This window comes from Paenibacillus sp. J31R120, from assembly GCF_056269225.1.
This window is the reverse complement of record NZ_JBWDNN010000006.1, coordinates 43,595-60,200: the sequence shown is the minus strand read 5'-3', so window position 1 is coordinate 60,200 and position 16,606 is coordinate 43,595. Positions and strand designations below refer to the sequence as shown.

Annotated in this window: 5 protein-coding genes; all 5 read right to left on the bottom strand. The window is 58.6% G+C overall.

Annotated elements, in window-relative coordinates; all coding sequences use genetic code 11:
* Positions 1-7: 7 nt before the first annotated feature.
* The 5 genes from AC0YNW_RS20885 to AC0YNW_RS20865 are packed head-to-tail and all read right to left on the bottom strand — an operon-like array spanning position 8 to position 16,601.
* On the bottom strand, positions 8-754 hold the full coding sequence (locus AC0YNW_RS20885; protein WP_475833598.1) for a VOC family protein: 747 nt from the start codon (positions 752-754) through the stop codon (positions 8-10).
* Positions 717-3,104, bottom strand: a complete 2,388-nt coding sequence (locus AC0YNW_RS20880) for a Gfo/Idh/MocA family oxidoreductase (protein WP_475833597.1) — start codon at positions 3,102-3,104, stop codon at positions 717-719. The genes AC0YNW_RS20885 and AC0YNW_RS20880 overlap by 38 nt, the downstream gene beginning before the upstream one ends.
* Positions 3,085-4,248, bottom strand: coding sequence for a saccharopine dehydrogenase family protein (locus AC0YNW_RS20875; RefSeq protein ID WP_475833596.1), 1,164 nt, complete (start codon positions 4,246-4,248; stop codon positions 3,085-3,087). The genes AC0YNW_RS20880 and AC0YNW_RS20875 overlap by 20 nt, the downstream gene beginning before the upstream one ends.
* A 20-nt stretch (positions 4,249-4,268) precedes the next feature.
* Positions 4,269-13,559 carry an amino acid adenylation domain-containing protein gene (locus AC0YNW_RS20870; protein ID WP_475833595.1) on the bottom strand — a complete coding sequence of 3,097 codons (9,291 nt, stop codon included), beginning with the start codon at positions 13,557-13,559 and terminating at the stop codon, positions 4,269-4,271.
* A 36-nt stretch (positions 13,560-13,595) separates the two neighbouring features.
* Complete coding sequence (locus AC0YNW_RS20865) at positions 13,596-16,601, bottom strand: salicylate synthase (RefSeq protein ID WP_475833594.1); 3,006 nt, start codon at positions 16,599-16,601, stop codon at positions 13,596-13,598.
* Positions 16,602-16,606: the final 5 nt, after the last annotated feature.

The following is a 16,606-nucleotide window of genomic DNA, read 5'->3' as shown; positions in this document are numbered from 1 at the left end:
ACAGAAGTTACTTTCGAATCGCCTCTTGTCCCGCCGGCTTCAATACGGCACCATGCATCCGGCTGGCATCCAGCGTATCTTGAAGGCCGGAAAGCCCTACCTCGAGCACCTTCGTCTGCGGTGCGTCTGCGAATCGGAGCCATTTATCCCCGGCGGCAAGCAGCTGCATGGCCGGCAAATGCTCGGCGGCCACGCCCATCCGCACCCATTCGATGCCGGTTGCCCCATTCGGATGCCGGATATTTTCCGGCCGTTGGGGCGGATCATAGACAGACACAACAAAGGGAAGACCCAGCGGCTCTGTTGCAAACAGGCTGTATTTCACCTTGGTACGGTCCGGACGCGTCCGGCTCCCGTGAATCAGCCGTGAAGTTGCAACACCCGCCTCACGCAGAGATTGCCGGATGGCTGCCAGTTGCTCCACGCGCCCTGCATGCTGCGGTTGCCCGTATACAGCTGCCCGCTCATCCGGCTCCAGCGCCACATCGCACCAGCCTTCCTCCGATTTGGCCCAGTAGGCCCAGCGCCTGCCGGCAGACTGTCCGAAAATCAGGCCAAGCGGCGGAATGAAAAACGTCAACGATTTCGGAATTTGAAACAGCTCAATAAACGGTCCTTCCTCAAACCAGATCAAAGCGTTAAGAGCACGCTCCGGCGCACTCCCCCACTGGACATGAAAACCAAGCGCTTCATAATTCCGCACGACTTCCGCAATATCATCCACCCTGCACAAAATGTGGCTGCACTTCAGCATCGGATCCCTTCCTCGCCAAAAAAAGTTTTTGCCCCAGCTGAGCGAGCGCATGCCGCTCATCAGGCAGCAACGTCACATGAAGGTCCGCTTTGCGGAATACCTCCAGCCACTGCTCCACAGACATGAACGTCGTATCTGAATTTTTCCGGTCATCATCCGGCATTGTCATCATAAAAGCTTGCGAGATCAGCATTTCCGTATACTCCCCCGTAGGCTCCGTAATCAGCAGCCAGCCGCCTGGAGCGAGACAGTCCGCCATCTCACGGACGACGGCGTCTGTATCGCGGGCATTGTTGAGCATGCCGGCGGCGATGACTACATCGGCGCAGGAGGCGGCAAGACCCTGCTCAGCTAGATTTAGGTCGATATCGGCAAGCTGATAGTTCATCCACGGGCAATGCTTGTACCGTTCCCGGGCTGCGGAGACGAAAAAACGCGATATGTCGGTAAAGGTATATTCAACCCGCAAGCATTCGGCTACAACAGGCTGGAGCACACGCACAACTTCATCGGTCGTTGCGCCTGTGCCTGCTCCGAGTTCCAATATCCGCAGTACCGGCGCGTTGGCTGGATCGGATGCAACGCCGGCCTGTTCCCGCTTCCGCACGGACAAGCCTAGCACTGCACCCGCCACCGCCTTGTTCAAGTAGCGCGCCATGACCGTATCGCGGTAAAGAGCGCTGGCAACCTCCATCCGCCCTTCAGGGAATAACAAATGCGCCGCTTGCTGTTCATCCCGCAGCAGCTCGGGCAGCCGCCGTGCATTGGCGATGAAATAGTCTGTTATGCTGCGGGGACCAAGTTTATTTTCCCACGCGGCAGCCGCCTCCTCCCAGCACACGTCGACCCGGGCCTTGTCCGCCATTTCGGCGCTGGCATAACGGTCTCCGCGCCGCTTCACATACCCCCGTTCGGCCAGCAGCCGCAACCATCGCTTGACAAGATGGTGATGGCGCGGTGCCGCTTGGACAACGGCGCAAATCTCTTCATCCCGCCGAAGCCCGCCACCGGCCGGCAGCCCTCCAAGCGACTGCAGTGTATACAGCATCGACAGCAGCGACGCGCGGTCAAGCCGCTCTGCGCAATGTCTGACCTGCTGCGCGGTCAAATGGCGAATTTCCGCCTCAGCGTCTGCCATGTGCTTCAATATCGGACTTGCCGACGTTTCACCTTTTGGCGATCCGGCCGGTGTGCCGAGATCGCGGGGCGCTGTCTCTGCCGCTCCCGCATTGCCGGCGGCATCCGGTACCGCCGGCGCTTCTACTCCCGCCAGCGCTGCCGCCTCTTGCAGCTTGCTCACCGGAAACGGCTGATAATCTTGCTGTGGCCGCAGCATAGGGTAGCCGAGCGCCTGGGTCAGCTCCTGCCACTGGCGGGCGCACAGCAGATCCTGCTGCGCCTTTGCAGCGGAAGTATCCACTCCAAGCCATCTGTCCCGCACTTCCAGCAAGTCTTTACCTATCGCTGCAGTCCATTGTGCCAGCATAATATCGCGGTAGCTGGCCGAATCCGGCGTGCCAAGCATCTCCGCGCTGTGTTCCCTCATGCGGGGCTCCGCCAGCAGCTCAGCCGGCAAATCGGGCACATCCGGCACGTGAAGGCGAGGATGCCACAGCACGGGGCCGTGGGTGTCCACCAGAGACAGCCTGCCGCCGCTCGTGCCGATCGTGATGCTGTGAAGCAAATGCAGATGATTATCCGTATCATCCGGGTCCACCTCGTTATGCGCCCGCAGCGTAATCGGAACGCCGCCGAGCAGACCGCTTACCAGTTGAAACGGCCCCTCGTCCTTGATAACATGATTGATTTTCCACGGACGTATCGAAGGCAATGCCTGCATCAACATATGCATCAAAGGGTACGAAACCTGTGTCGCACAAGCGGCGTCGATATACAGCGGCTTTTGCCGGGCAAGCAGCGCCTGGGCGCAAGCCGCGAAGCGGCGTACGGCCGGCAGATGCGCATATAAATCGCCAATTGCGTACTGCACGTTGTATTGTCGGGCTTTTTTCATACAGGCTGCCATATCCTTGTGGTGCACCGGATGCTCCTGAAGGACGGAAATCCCCCTCTCCAGCAGCGCAAGCGCAAGCTCGGTGCCGCTCCCGCCCATGACGGCGGAACGCAATACGACGCAAGCCAGCTCAATTCCGCCGGGGAGCTGCGCGGCGTCGGTGTATAACGGCACACCGAAACGCGCCGCGCATTGCCGCGACCGCTCGCTGCCCTTCGCCAGCAGTCCGATCAGTTCAAATTGCTCCGGCAGCGATTGGATGGCTTCCAGATAAAACTGTCCAAACCGCGATCCGCACACCAGTGTTCTAATTTTTTTAGGGACGCTGCTGTTCATGCCTGCCTCCTTCCGGTTTGAAGATGGAACAGGAAAACGCAGCATTATGCAGACGAAGCGCCTCCATCATTTCACCCGGGTTCACACCTTGCGAGGCGAAAAAACAGCCGGGCTCCGCACCGCCGCCTTTCAACACCAGTTGAGCGGCGCACGCCGCGACAATGCCGGAGAGCCGGTTCCAGTCGCCGCGATAAAGCAGCTGGCCCGAAAGCTCCAGGCTTCGGCCCTCCTTCATTCCCTTAGCCAGCAGTTCATACTGCGCATAACTCCGGCCGGAGCTTCCGTTTGTGTATCCGTCCGGGCTTCCGCTCGCAGCGTAATGCTCCGCCAACATTCGGGCGGAGGTTCTTTTTTGCTCTTCCGTCTTGTACTGCTGCAGCGCTTTGATGGTCATGAACTTGGTTAGAACGGCCCGGTCCGGATACGTATTGTAAAACCAGGCGGAACGCAGCCCATTGCGGCAGGCCATGTCCAGAAACTCAAAGCTCAGCACAGGATAAGCGTCGCGCTTGCCTGCTGGTGCGGGAAAGGCGTACGTCTGCCGGAACGGCCCGTTGATTTTGCTTGCCTCTCCATGGAGACAATAGGCCATCCCCGACCCGTTTCCCTCTTCAATACTGCACACAATGTCATAAGCCGCGTTGACGGAAAAATCACCGGCCCCTGCAAAAAACAGCTCCAACTGTTCTACCTCGTCAAAATAGGTTTGCGCGACATACGCCGGAAGCAGTTCCGTCAAGCCGGGATAGATGCCGGCCGATACGATAAATGTCAGCCCCTTGGCCGCAAGCTCCGGCAGACGCTCCTTTAGCTGCCTGTAAAGCCGCTCGTCGCCCGCGGCGTCCACATAATGCGCCGATTGCCGCAGCGCCGCAAGCGCCACCCGGTCTTTTATTTGCTTGGCAGGCCCCGCGCAATTGAGGACGACGTCACACTCGCCGCAAAAGGCAGAAATGGCTTCCTCATCAAAGACGTCCACCTTCATCACGCTAGCCGATTCCGCCAGTTCTCCGTACTGCCTGCGAAGCTTATCCGTATCCCTTCCTCCCAGCACAAGCCGGCAGTCCGAGGCGCCAAGCAGCAGTTCCGCCGCCCCGCGCCCCACTTTGCCGGAAGCCCCGAGCAAACCGATCGTTCCGGTCATTGGCAATGCCCCTTTCCGCTTCAAATAAAGCCCTCATCGTATTCGCCGTCTTCGTCCTCCGCATGGAGCTGCGATTCAAGCAGCTTGGCAAGAGCGCCGATGGTCGGCGCGTCAAGCCATTGCTGCAGCGTCACTTCCAATGTCCAACGCTCCTTCAGCAGGTTGACGCATTGAATGGCACGCAGGGAATCACCGCCCTGTACAAAAAAACTGTCGTCCAGACCAGGCTCCCGGCAGCCGAGCACCTCTTCCCACACAGCGGCAATTTGCTGCTGCAGTTCGGTTGCGGGCTTCGCTCCTGAACCCCCCGGCCGTTCCGTCGTCTCAGCATGGGCGGCAAGAGCGGCTAATGCCTTGCGGTCCACTTTGCCATTCGCGGACAAAGGCAGCTCATCCAGCTGGACATAGGCCGCCGGCACCATATATTCCGGCAACTGTCGCCGCAGCGATTCCGCCAGCCGCTTCGGCTCGAAGCAGGCCGCCGTCCCGGGCGCCTGCGCCATAAACAGCCGCTGGCCGAACACCTCTGCGGCGCGAAGGCCTTCGGGACTGCCGCCAATGACGTTAAAGCCGGCGGCCTCCAGCATCTCCTGCCACCGCTCTCCCGTCAGCAGCGGAAGATTGCTCTCCCTCCGCTCATCCGTAAAGCGGCTAAAGCCGTCCTCGAAAAAACCGACGGTCGTCAGCAGCAGGCGACTGTACCTTGTGGTTTCCGCAAATATCAGAATGCCTCCGGGCGCCAGCAACAGCCGCAAATGCTCCAAAGTCACTCCTATATTTTTGGCGCGGTGCAAAGTATTGTCCGCGACGATGACATCGTACATATGCGGTCTGTAGCCTTGGGCCAGCGGTTTCTCGTTCATATCGAACCGTCCATACTCCAAAACGTCGGCAGGCGTATGTTGTTCCCTCGCCCGTTCTGTGAAAAAATCGGACTCATCCGTATACCGATAATGTCCGCGCCCCGCTGGCAGCAGCGGCACCAGCCCTTCGGTGAAGCCGCCCGACCGTGTTCCGATCTCTAGCACACGGAGCGGTCTATCGAGCGGCTGGGCCTGCACAATGATGCGGAACAGCGGCTGCAGCAAATCGCGGCAGAATGTACCGGCAATGTTAAACGGAAGCAGCGCATCCGGCGTTGGTAAAGCTTCTTTCGTCAAAAACAGCTGCAGCGGTTCGATGCTGCCTTGCAGCAATCCGGCAATGGTTGCCCGGGATTGACGGAAAAGTTCTTGCAGCTGCTCAATTTTTTGCCGCAGCTCCGGCACGCGCTTCAGCACATCGCTAATTTGCCCGTCCAACTGTGGCCCCGTAAGCGGCTGAAGCGAACGATAGACGGCATGCGCCCCTTGCCGAAGCCAGCCCTCTTCCGTCAGCGCCTTCAGCCAGTGAATCAAGAGTGTCTCATAGCGCGGCTGTACCTGCATCAGTTGCATCAGCTCATACAGCGAATGGCTCTCCCCTTTGCATGTGAACAGGCCAAAGCCGGTAAAAACTGCGCGGATTGCGCACATGCCGGCATGATCCAGTTCCTGCAAAAATACGGTTGTCGCCTCCGCATCAACGGCGGCCAGCAGCTTACCTGCTTGCTGTCGTTCCGCCGCCGCAAGCTCCTGCCGGCAATGCCGGGCCGCATCGGCATCGGCGAGTTTCACTTCGAACAGCTCCGATGGGTGAGCAGCTTGCGGAACGACAAAACCGGTCAGCTGCTTTTCGCCCACTGCTTCTCCCGTGACAAGAACAACAGCCTCCTTCACTCCCGCCATCCTTTTTATCGCGGCTTCGATTTCTCCGAGCTCGATCCGGTGGCCGCGGATTTTGACCTGGAAGTCCTCACGCCCCAGAAACTCAAGGCAGCCGTCAGGCAAATAACGGCCGTTATCCCCCGTATCATACAATCGCTCGCCTGTCCGGGGATGGCGGATAAACCGCTCATTCGTCTTCTCCTCATCCCGCCAGTAACCTTGGGCAAGCCCGATTCCGCCAATGTACAATCCGCCTGGCACCCACACGGGACAATCCTCCATCAACTCGTTCAGCACGTAATAGCGCTGATTCGCCATCGGATAACCGTAGGGGATGCTCCTCCAGCCGGGATCAACGGCTTCAACGGTCAATAGATTAGACCAGATCGAAGCCTCGGTCGCCCCGCCGAGCCCAATCACCTTCGCACCGGAAAAATGCTTGCGAATACGGTCCGGCATGTCCAGCGGAATCCAGTCTCCGCTGAGCAGCACCAGCCGAAGCGCTTGCGGCAGCGCCTCCCCGGTTGTTTCCGGCAACCCTGCACGCCGTCCGACAATATGCTCCAGCAGCATTTGCATAAAGGCCGGAACCGTATTCCACAGCGTCACCTGCGCCCGCTCCATCCAGGCAAGCCAGCAAGCCGGATCTCTTGTTTTGTCCGCTTCGGGAATGACGACGGCCCCTCCCGCCGCGAGCGTACCGAACAAGTCGTACACCGAAAGATCGAAGTTCAAATTGGATAATGCCAGCACGCGATCCCCCGGCCCCACTTCAAATCGACGGTTAATATCAAGCACCGTATTAACCGCTCCGCGATGATCGATCATGACGCCTTTCGGCTTGCCTGTCGACCCAGAGGTATAAATGACATAAGCCAGATGCTCCGGCCGGGCCGCAGTTTCCGGGATCGCGTAGTTCCCCTGTTCCTGCCCGCCGGGCGTAAGCTCATCGACAAGCAGCCGCTCTACATCCTCCGGCCAGGCAATCCGCCCATCCATTTCAGAATGTGTCAGCACTACGGCCACCCGGCCGTCCGCAAGCAGTTCCCGGAGCCGCGGCTGCGGATGGGACGGATCAAGCGGCAAATACGCGGCGCCGGCCTTCATAATGCCGAGCGCCGCCACCGCCTGCTCCCAGCCCTTCTCCATGACTATTCCTACAAGCGTATTGGGCTGAACGCTCCTGTCACGCAGCAGCGCCGCCACCTCATTCGACAGCCGATTCAGCTCGCCGTAGGTAAGCGTACGATTCGCAGTAATAATTGCCGGCTGCTCGGGGCGCAGCTCAGCCTGCCTTACAAACAGCCCATCAAGGGTATCGGGCGATACAGGCATTTGCGTTTCGTTCGTCCGGTATCTTGGCTCAAGGCGCGGCACCTCAATAACACTGGGGCGAACCGTCCGCCATACCCCCTCATCTGCGGCCAATTGCCCAAGCAACCGGTGGTAGGCTCCAAACATATCCTCCAGCAGTCCCTCAGGAAAAAGTCCCTCCACTGCGTCCCAGATGAGCAGCAGCTGGCCGTCCTGCTCAACAACCTGATGATCGAGCCATACTTGGGGCGTCTGAGTAATGTTGTACACCAGCTTGCCCAGCCATTTTTCGCCGGAGCCGCCCTCATTCCAGTTATCAACGCCCAAGGCGCTCGTAAAGACAATCGGCATGCCGCCGCCTGTATGGCTGCCGCTGCGCTTCGCGAGCTCGCGCTGAACCTGAACGCCGCCTACGAGCGGATGGTCCAAATCTGCCCACAGCTGCTGTTGAAGGTTCCGTGCCCGGTCCATAAACGTACGGCCGGATGCCTGATTAACAGCAAGCAGTGTTAGCGAGGTGAAATCCCCTACAAGGCTTCCTACCTGCGGATGAAGCGGAAGCCGGTTGAACTGGGTTAAGTTGATCGTGAAGGCCGGACGTCTGCTCCATGCCGCAAGCGTCTCGGCATAAGCCGCCAGCAGCATACCGGACGGCGACAAGCCCGCCGTTGCCGCCCGCTTGCGAAGCCGGGCCCAGGTCTCTCCGTCCAGCCGGGCGTCGAGGCGGCAAAACCGTTGCTGCGCGATAAGCTCCGGACTTTGCGCAAGCTGCAATTCGGGAGCGGGCGGCAAAGTATCCAGACGGTCCAGCCAATACTGCATATCCCGCTCATACTGCTCACTGCCTTTAAGCTGTTCCAGCGCCAGCACATAATCGCGGAAGCTCAGCTCAAGCTCCGGCAGCAGCGCTGCGGGATTGCGATACAATCTCCCCCATTCGCTCAGCAGATGAAACATGCTCCAGCCGTCAAACAGCAAATTGTCAAAGCTGATATGCAGCCGCACCCGGTTATCTGGCAGCAGCGAAGCGCGCACTTCGTATAGCGGCCACCGGTCGGCAGCGAGCACTTGATGTGACATGTTCTCGCGGACAGCCATAAGACGGGCTTCGGCCTCCTCCGGACTCAACTCGCGCCAATCGGCCGCTTGTATCTGGTAGGCGGGCGGCTCTTGCAAAATTTGCTGCCGCTGCCCATCGGATAGCACCACAGCCCGCATCATGCCATGCTGCCGGATCAGACGCTGCCAGGCCTGCTCCATTGTCACCACATCAAGATCATAGCCTTCGATTTCAAAGTAGCAATGCGTCGATACATTGCCCAGTGCATATACGCCTTCCCGCCCCAGCCAATAAGCCTGTTGAATGTCGGTAAGCGGAAAAGGATGCGTATCCAGCCCGGCGGCAGGCACGATCTGCGGCAGAGCGGCAGCATGCCGCTCTTCTTTTTGAAGCAGCTCCTCCGTCCGCTCGGCAAGTCCGGCAACCGTCGGCGCTTCAAACAGGCTTCCAAGCGGCACCCGTACCTTAAGCCGCCTGCGTACTTCGGCGATCAGCTTTGTTGCCAGCAGCGAATCTCCGCCAAGCGAATAGAAATTTTCGTTGACACCCATTTCTTCTCTTCCAAGAATGCCACACCATATGTCGGCAAGCTCACGCTGGATCGGTGTGCGCGGCAGCCCGTCGGCAGCCGCCGGCTTTAACCCCCGCCACTCAGCAGGAGCGGGCAGCGCCTGCCGGTTCACCTTGCCGTTCGGAGTCAGCGCCAGCCGCTCTAGCGGAATCAGAGCTGCGGGGACCATATACTCCGGCAGCTTGCCGCTCAAATACCCTGCCAGCAATTCCGGGTTAAATCGCTGTGTACAGGACGGAGCCTGAGCGGCTATTACATGCATGCCATAGATACTTTCCGTCTCCTCCGGCCCGGGAAACAACATCGACTCCGCATATTGAGTCTTCAGCAGCAGCTCCCGCCACTTCGCAGGTCCCAGCAAAGGCTGCTGTACAGACAAACGCTCATCAGTAAAGTGCGTAAACCCATCCTCCAAAAAGGCGGTCGTCATTTGCTGCAGACGGCTGTTCCGGGTCATCTCAAGCGCCAGCAGCAGTCCGCCAGGAGCTAGCAGCATTCGGACATTGGCAAGCGCGGATTCGAGGTTGCGGGCGCGGTGCAATGAATCTGAAGCAAGAACGATGTCAAAGCTGTGCGCCGTATAGCCCTGTTCCAAGGGAGAGCGATCGATATCAAGCAGCCTGTACTCGATATTAGCACCGCGGATTTCAAACTGCTTTTCCAGTGTCTGAAGAAAATAAGCGGATGGATCAGTGATGGTATACGCGGCTTCATTCCCATTCTGCCGCTCTAGACATGAAAGCATGGTTTGCGTAAAACAGCCGCTTCGCGCTCCGAGCTCGACGATCCGCAGCGGCCCTTGTCCGGCATGCTGCTGCAAGACGGCCTCCAGCAGCTTCTCTGCAAGATTAAGACGCATATCCGCACCGGGCATCAGTTGCATCAGCCGATCCGGTGACAAGCCGTAATCTTCGGCAAAAAACAGCGCCAACGGTTCGGTCTTCCCCTGCAGCAATTCGGCGCTGTTGCGGCTGATCTCCAGCAAATACGGCAATATTTTCGCAAGCGTACGGTTTGGGGCAACCCATTCACCTTCGTCTTCCGGGCACTTCCGCTGCTTCGCTTGATCCTGCTCCCCTGGCTTCTGCGCCAAGTGCAGCCATTCCGCTTCTGTTGCCGGCTCTAATGAAACTGCCAGCTCTATTGCCGCCAGCTCTCCAGCCGATGCCAAATCCGGCGCTTCCAGCGATTCTGAAGCTGCCATGACGGGCTGAGCAACCAAAAATTCACCCGACTCCAGCCGTCGCAGGCAGCCGCTCGACTCCAGTTCAAGCAGCCAGCGCTCCATCATGGCACGGTATCTCGGCACAATCCGGCCTTGCTGCAAGAGCGTCTCCAACGTATGCGCCTCTCCCGGCCGCATAAAAACGCCCGTCCGTTGCAACGCGCGCAGCATATGCTGCGCGCTGAGCCGCTCTATCTGCTCCAGGAAAAGCGGAAATTCATCCGTGGCTGCCCCTTGCGCAGCAATACGATGAGCCCGTCCTTGGCCCGCTTTCATTACAGCGGCCCACAGCTCCTCCGCTTGGCCGGCATCGATAAATTGACTCTCCATCAAGGCGGATTCGCCCCCCGCCTCAGGCACGAAATAAGCAGCCAGGCGTTTCGTCCCCTGCTGCTCCGTTGCCGTTACGACGGCGTCGCGCACGCCGGGATGCTGCTTCAGTACCGTTTCGATTTCGCCAAGCTCAATGCGGTGGCCGCGGATTTTGACCTGAAAATCCTTGCGGCCCAAAAATTCAATGATACGCTCCGGCCAGTAACGCCCCAGATCGCCTGTCCGGTACCAGCGCGAGCCGCCGCGCATGACAAAACGTTCTGCGGTCAGCTCCGGGTCGCCCCGATAGCCGAGCGCAACACCGGAGCCGCCGATCCAGAGCTCGCCGGCCACCCATTCCGGACAATCTCTTCCCTTCCTGTCCACAATGCGATAGGACTGATTGGACAACGCATATCCGTACGGAATGGACGTCCAATGCTTGGGCAGCGGCAATTCCACCTCAAAGTAATTGGACCATATCGATGCTTCTGTCGCGCCGCCCATTGCGACAAGCCGGCTGTTTCCCGCTGTCTTCCGCAACCGCAGGGGCAAATCCATACCGATCCAATCGCCCGACAGAAGCGCAAGGCGCAGCATTGGCAGCGTTTGTCCCGCGCTTTCCGCTGCTACAAGCAGCATGTCCAGCAGCACCGGAACCGAGTTCCAAAGCGTCGTCTCATAGCGCAGACACTGTTCCAGCCAATAGGCTGCATCGCGGCTGTATTTCTCCGGCACAAGCACAAGCGTGCCGCCGGCGCTGAGCAAGCCGAAAATATCATACACCGACAGGTCAAAATCAAACGCGGATACGGCCAGCATTTTATCGGACGGCCCCACACTGTAACGGCGATTAATGTCTGCAAGCGTGTTCCATGCACCGGCATGGCTGATTTCAACTCCCTTAGGTTCGCCTGTTGAACCTGAGGTGAAGATGATGTACGCGGGCTGCTGCACATCGGGCAACAATGGCTCCGCAAGCGGAGGGACAGCGGCTGCAGCGGTTATATCAAGCACGCCCGCCACGCCTTCCCAGCCCGATGCGGAATGCTCGGTTTCCGGGCTGGCCAGAATGAAGCGGACATCCGCCTTCCGGTGAATCGCCATCCGTCTGGCGGGCGGCTGCTGTATACCGATCGGCACGTAGCAGGCACCGGCCGCTAATATGCCCAATACCGCCGCTATTTGGTCGGCTCCGCGCGGCAGCGATACGGCAACTGCATCTCCCGCCTCCACTCCCTGCTCACGCAAAAAGGCTGCAATCCGCAGGGCGTGCTCGGACAGCTCGCCGTATGACCAAACCGAGCCGCTTTCGATCAACGCAGGCTGCTGCGGTTGCTCGGCAGCCGCCCTGAAAAAGGGCGTATGCACGCAGCTTACCGGCTTGGCAAGCCCTTCCTTCCTGTGCACAGTATCGACAGCGCCTGCTTTGGCTGCGAGTTCCTTCTCCCACACTTCATCGGCTGAAGCATGCCAATGATTGGAAAGATCGGAGAGCCAGTCCGTCAGACGGGTGAGCGCAGCGAACATGCTGTCAATTAGTCCTTCGGGGAACAACTCGTCGACAGCATCCCATGCGAGCAGCAGTCCGCCGTCCATTTCATAGATTTGAAAATCAAGCCAAACCTGCGGAGTCTGCGAAATCATATAGGCCAGCTCGCCAAGCGTATTCCGGCACTCGTCGCTGAGCAGCGGCGTTCCCAAATTACAGGCAAACACTACCGGAGCAAAATCCCGCTCCCCCGGACGGCAATGAGCCAAATCCCTCTGCAGTTGAACACCGGAATAGGCGGCATGCGCCACATCTTCATGGAAGCGAGACTGAATTTCCTTCACGCGCTGAACAAAAGACTGCGGCGCTGCACAATCGACGGCAAGCAGCAGCAAATTGGTAAAATCGGCCACGGCCTCTTCAATTCCCGGCTCATCGCTTTGCCGGTCAAAGAGCGGGATATTAATAAGGAACCTGGAGTCGGTGCTCCAGCGGTCCAGCACTTCCGCATAGGCGGTCAGCAGCACCATAGCCGGCGTTACCCCGTTGGCTGCTGCGCGTTGTTGCAGCAATTCCCACTTGTCCGGCTCCAGCCTATATGTGCGTCTTGAAAAAACCGGCCGCTTTACGGCCTCCGGCCTCACCTTTAACGGCAGACCCGGCGCTGCCGGCAGCGCCGGGATTCGCTGCTGCCAATACGCTGCCGCTTTTTCCTTCTCTTCCGCGCGGCGCTCCCCCTCCCGCATAAGATAGGCGGCAAAGCTCCAGTTCGCCGGTGCTGCCGGTTCACTTCCCCGGGCATACGCAGCAGCCAGGTCACGCAGCAATATATGCAGGCTCTGCACATCTGCCGCGAGCAGATCAACGTCGATGTGGATGCGAGTATGGCCCTCCGGCAGCAGACTCAACGACAGAGAGAACACCTGTCCCATCTCCACATCAAGCAAGCGATGCGAAAGCCGGTTCCGTATGGCCGCCAGTTCCCGCTCCACTTCCTCCCCAGGACACAACTGCAAATCATACACTTGCAGCTCCTCTGCATAAGGCTGGGTCATCCGTTTCTGCCGCCCGTCCGGCAAATACCGCGTACGCAGACTGCCGTGATGCATCTGAACTTGCTGCCAGGCCCGCTCCAGCCGTCCAGCATCCACGCCGCTGCCATCCAGCTCCAGATATGCGTGGCAGCCCACACCGCCAAGCGGCTGATCATCACGGCGGCCGATCCAGTACGCGTGCTGCACATCGGTCAGCATAAACGGCTCATTGACCGAAAGCCGGGCTTTCGTCTCCTGCTGCACAGCTTCGCCCTGCTCCGAAGCAGCCTTTGGCGCATCCCGCCCCAGCAGCTTCCGCCAGTCGCTTAGCCGAGGCGAAGCCATCAGCTCGGCGAATGTAACGGAGCTGCCCATACGCCGCCAGCTGCTGACCATTCGCATCATTTGCAGCGAATCCAGGCCCAGCTCGATCAGATTTTGCTCATCGGCGAAATCGGCTGAGACGGGAAGCAGGCTTTGAATGTGCCGCCGCACCTCTTCATAACGCAAGTTAGGTTGACCTGTCTTTGCGGCAGCCGGTTGCAGCTTTTCTTTCATAATGTTATCTCCCCCTTTCTTTGGAAAAAAGTATATTCATTGACGCACGCCTTCCTTTCTGGCTTCCGATACGGCTATCAGCTGCGCCGAGAAGCTGCTTAGCTTCTCCTTCGTTTCCTCCAATTCCCGGGACGGTGAGGACATACTCACAACACCTGCTCCGGCCTGGAGCCAAGCCGCGCCGTTTTGCTGAAAAATCGTCCGCAGCACCAGAGCCGCATCAAGGGCGCCGCTGCTGTCAACCGTCATGACCGAGCCGCTGTACAGATTCCGGGGCTGATCTTCGATTTTGCCGATGGCTTCGATGGATTCCCTCTTCGGAATGCCCGATGCGGTCACCGCCGGGAACAGCGCTTGCAGCGCGTGCCATGGACCGCATTCTTGCTTCAGCTTGCCTCGCAGGCGTGAAGACAAATGCTGCACGGTGCCCCGGTTGGTCACAGACATAAAGTCATTGACGACGATTGTGCCCCTCTCGCATACCTGCTGCAGCTCCTCAAATGCCAGCTTGACGGATACTGCATGCTCGGCAATTTCTTTCGGATCGTTCAACAGCTCGGCCTTTAGCCTTCCTTCCTCACTGCTGTTGGCCCCGGCCGCACGCGTACCCGCTAACGGAAACGTACTCGCCCATCCATGGGCATCTACCTCGACAATGGTTTCCGGACTGAAGCCGGCGGCCTGCAAGCCCTCCAAATTCAGCAAATAAGATCTCGCCGGACAATTAACCCGCCTGCCTGCCACATAGCTAGCCACCATATCAAGCTCGCGCTCAAATGGAATCTTTCGGGACAAAATCACCTTCTGATACCGGCGCTGCCGAATATCTTCCACCGCATGCCCCACTCGCTTCATATAAGCTTCGGCATCATAACCGCCGCCTTCAGGAAATGCCTCTCTGGTCTGCTCCAGCCTGCGCGCAAGGTGCCCGCCCACATTGCCAGCGAGCAGCTGCTTCACCAACTGTTTCAGCTTCTCCAGCCGTTCCGGGGCAAGCGCCCGGAGCACTATCTCACCTTTGCGGAAACGCACCTCGGCTTCGGGAATAAACAGCTTGAGCAGGCAGGGGTCCTCATTCAGCAGCGGCAACTGCCGATAATAGCGGGCCAGTCCAAAATTTGCGATGCCATAAGCCCGCCAGTCGGCAATCTGCACCTCGGCCAACGCCCTCTGCACTCCCCCGCTCAAGTCCGTATTCGGCCAGCTCCGTGTATGCGTACCGGATTTCAGCACGATATTTTCACTGTCTACAGTCAGCAAGATATGAGCTCCTAGTCCGAGAGACAGCTCGTCTCCGTTTTCATAGAGCACATAGTCATCAAACAGACCAAAATCAATAAGCTGCGCAGCCGCAAAGTGGACGTCTCCGGCAAAAGCCAGCTTCCATTCCATATAATAAGCCGCATCACCGGCCGCTTCGCATGCAGCATTTTCTTCCTCGGCGCTCCTTGCAGCGGCCATGCGCTTCAATTTGTTTTTGTCGATCTTCCCGACGCTTGTCAGCGGCCAATAGGCCGTGCATACTATCTGGTCCGGCAATTTATAGCGGGCCACGCCTTTATCGCGGAGATAACGGTGCAATTCAACCAGACCGGGCTCCTCCGATACGGGAATAATGCAGGCACAGCTTCTCTCACCCAGCCGTTCATCCGGTAAGCCGATCAGCACGGCATCTTTGACGCCCGGATGCTCCATCATATAGGCTTCGATTTCGGCCGGGTCGATTTTTTCGCCTGCGCGGTTAATCTGCTCCTTCATCCGTCCGCCAAGCTGTATATTACCCTCCGGCGTCAGTCTCGCCCGGTCGCCGGAGCGATAATAGCCGTCTGCCGTAAAGGACTTGCGGTTTTGCTCAGGCGCTTTATAGTAGCCGGTAATGGTATAGGGACCTCGTACCATCAGTTCGCCGAACTGCCCCGGGGCAACGTCGAGCCCGTACTCATCGACGATTCTGATCTCGTCCTGTTCCGACAAAGGCTTGCCCTGACAGCCGATGATCGTTTCATCGTCGTCATCCAGCGCGGTGCAGCAAATCAGCCCTTCGGCCATGCCAAATACCTGCTGCAGCTTGCAGCCGAACTCCGGCATAATCCGCCGGGCAAGCGCCTCCTCCAGCATGGCGCCGCCGACCTGAAGCACCTCCAGGCTGGAGAGGTCGCTCGACTTGTCCCATTCCAGCTCCTCAAGCCACAGCTTTACCAAAGCCGGTACAAGCGCGGTAATGGTGACACGCTCGCGTGCGATCAGAGGGAATGCCTCGTCGCAGCTTGTCGTCGCACACATGACCACCTTGCCGCCTGCGGCAAAAGTGCCCAGCAGGCCGGGGCAGCATAACGGGAAATTGTGGGCAATCGGCAGCACAGCCAAGTAAACGCTTTGCTCCTTTATTCCGGCACGCCTCGCCGCGGCGTCGGCGTTGAACGCGTAGTCCGCATGCGTACGCGGAATAAGCTTCGGCGTGCCGGTTGTCCCGCCGGACAACAGCAGCAGCGCAGTATCCGCAGGCGAAGGTCCGCTTAGCGACACCGGCGGTTTGCCTGTATGAGCAAGGCAAATCCCGTCCGCAGCGTCCCCGTCAACAATCAGATGCTTAACGCAAGGATGGCCATTTAATAGCCGCTTAGCCATTTTGTTATAGTCAAATCCCATAAAGGTATCCGGAATAATATAAGCAACCGGCTGAGCTAGACGAAAAATCCCGTCCAGCTCCGCTTCCCTATGGGCGGGCAAGGCAAGGACGGGCAGCGCTCCGATTCGGAACAGGGCAAAACAGGCCGCCGCAAAAGCCGCGCAATTGGGAAGCTGCACAACTACGTTATCCCCCTGCTCGATGCCCAAATGAATAAAACCGGCCGCCAGCTCATCGGCTGAGCGGTCCAGTTCCACATATGAGATTCTCTTATCTCCCTCTACGATTGCGGTATTATCGCCATACCGGTTAGCCCACTCCTTCAAGTGCTGACCCAACGTCAATTGCCGATGAACGCCGGTTCGCCCCTCCCTGGCGAGGATATTGCCTTGCCCAATTTCGCTGTTTAACATATCAA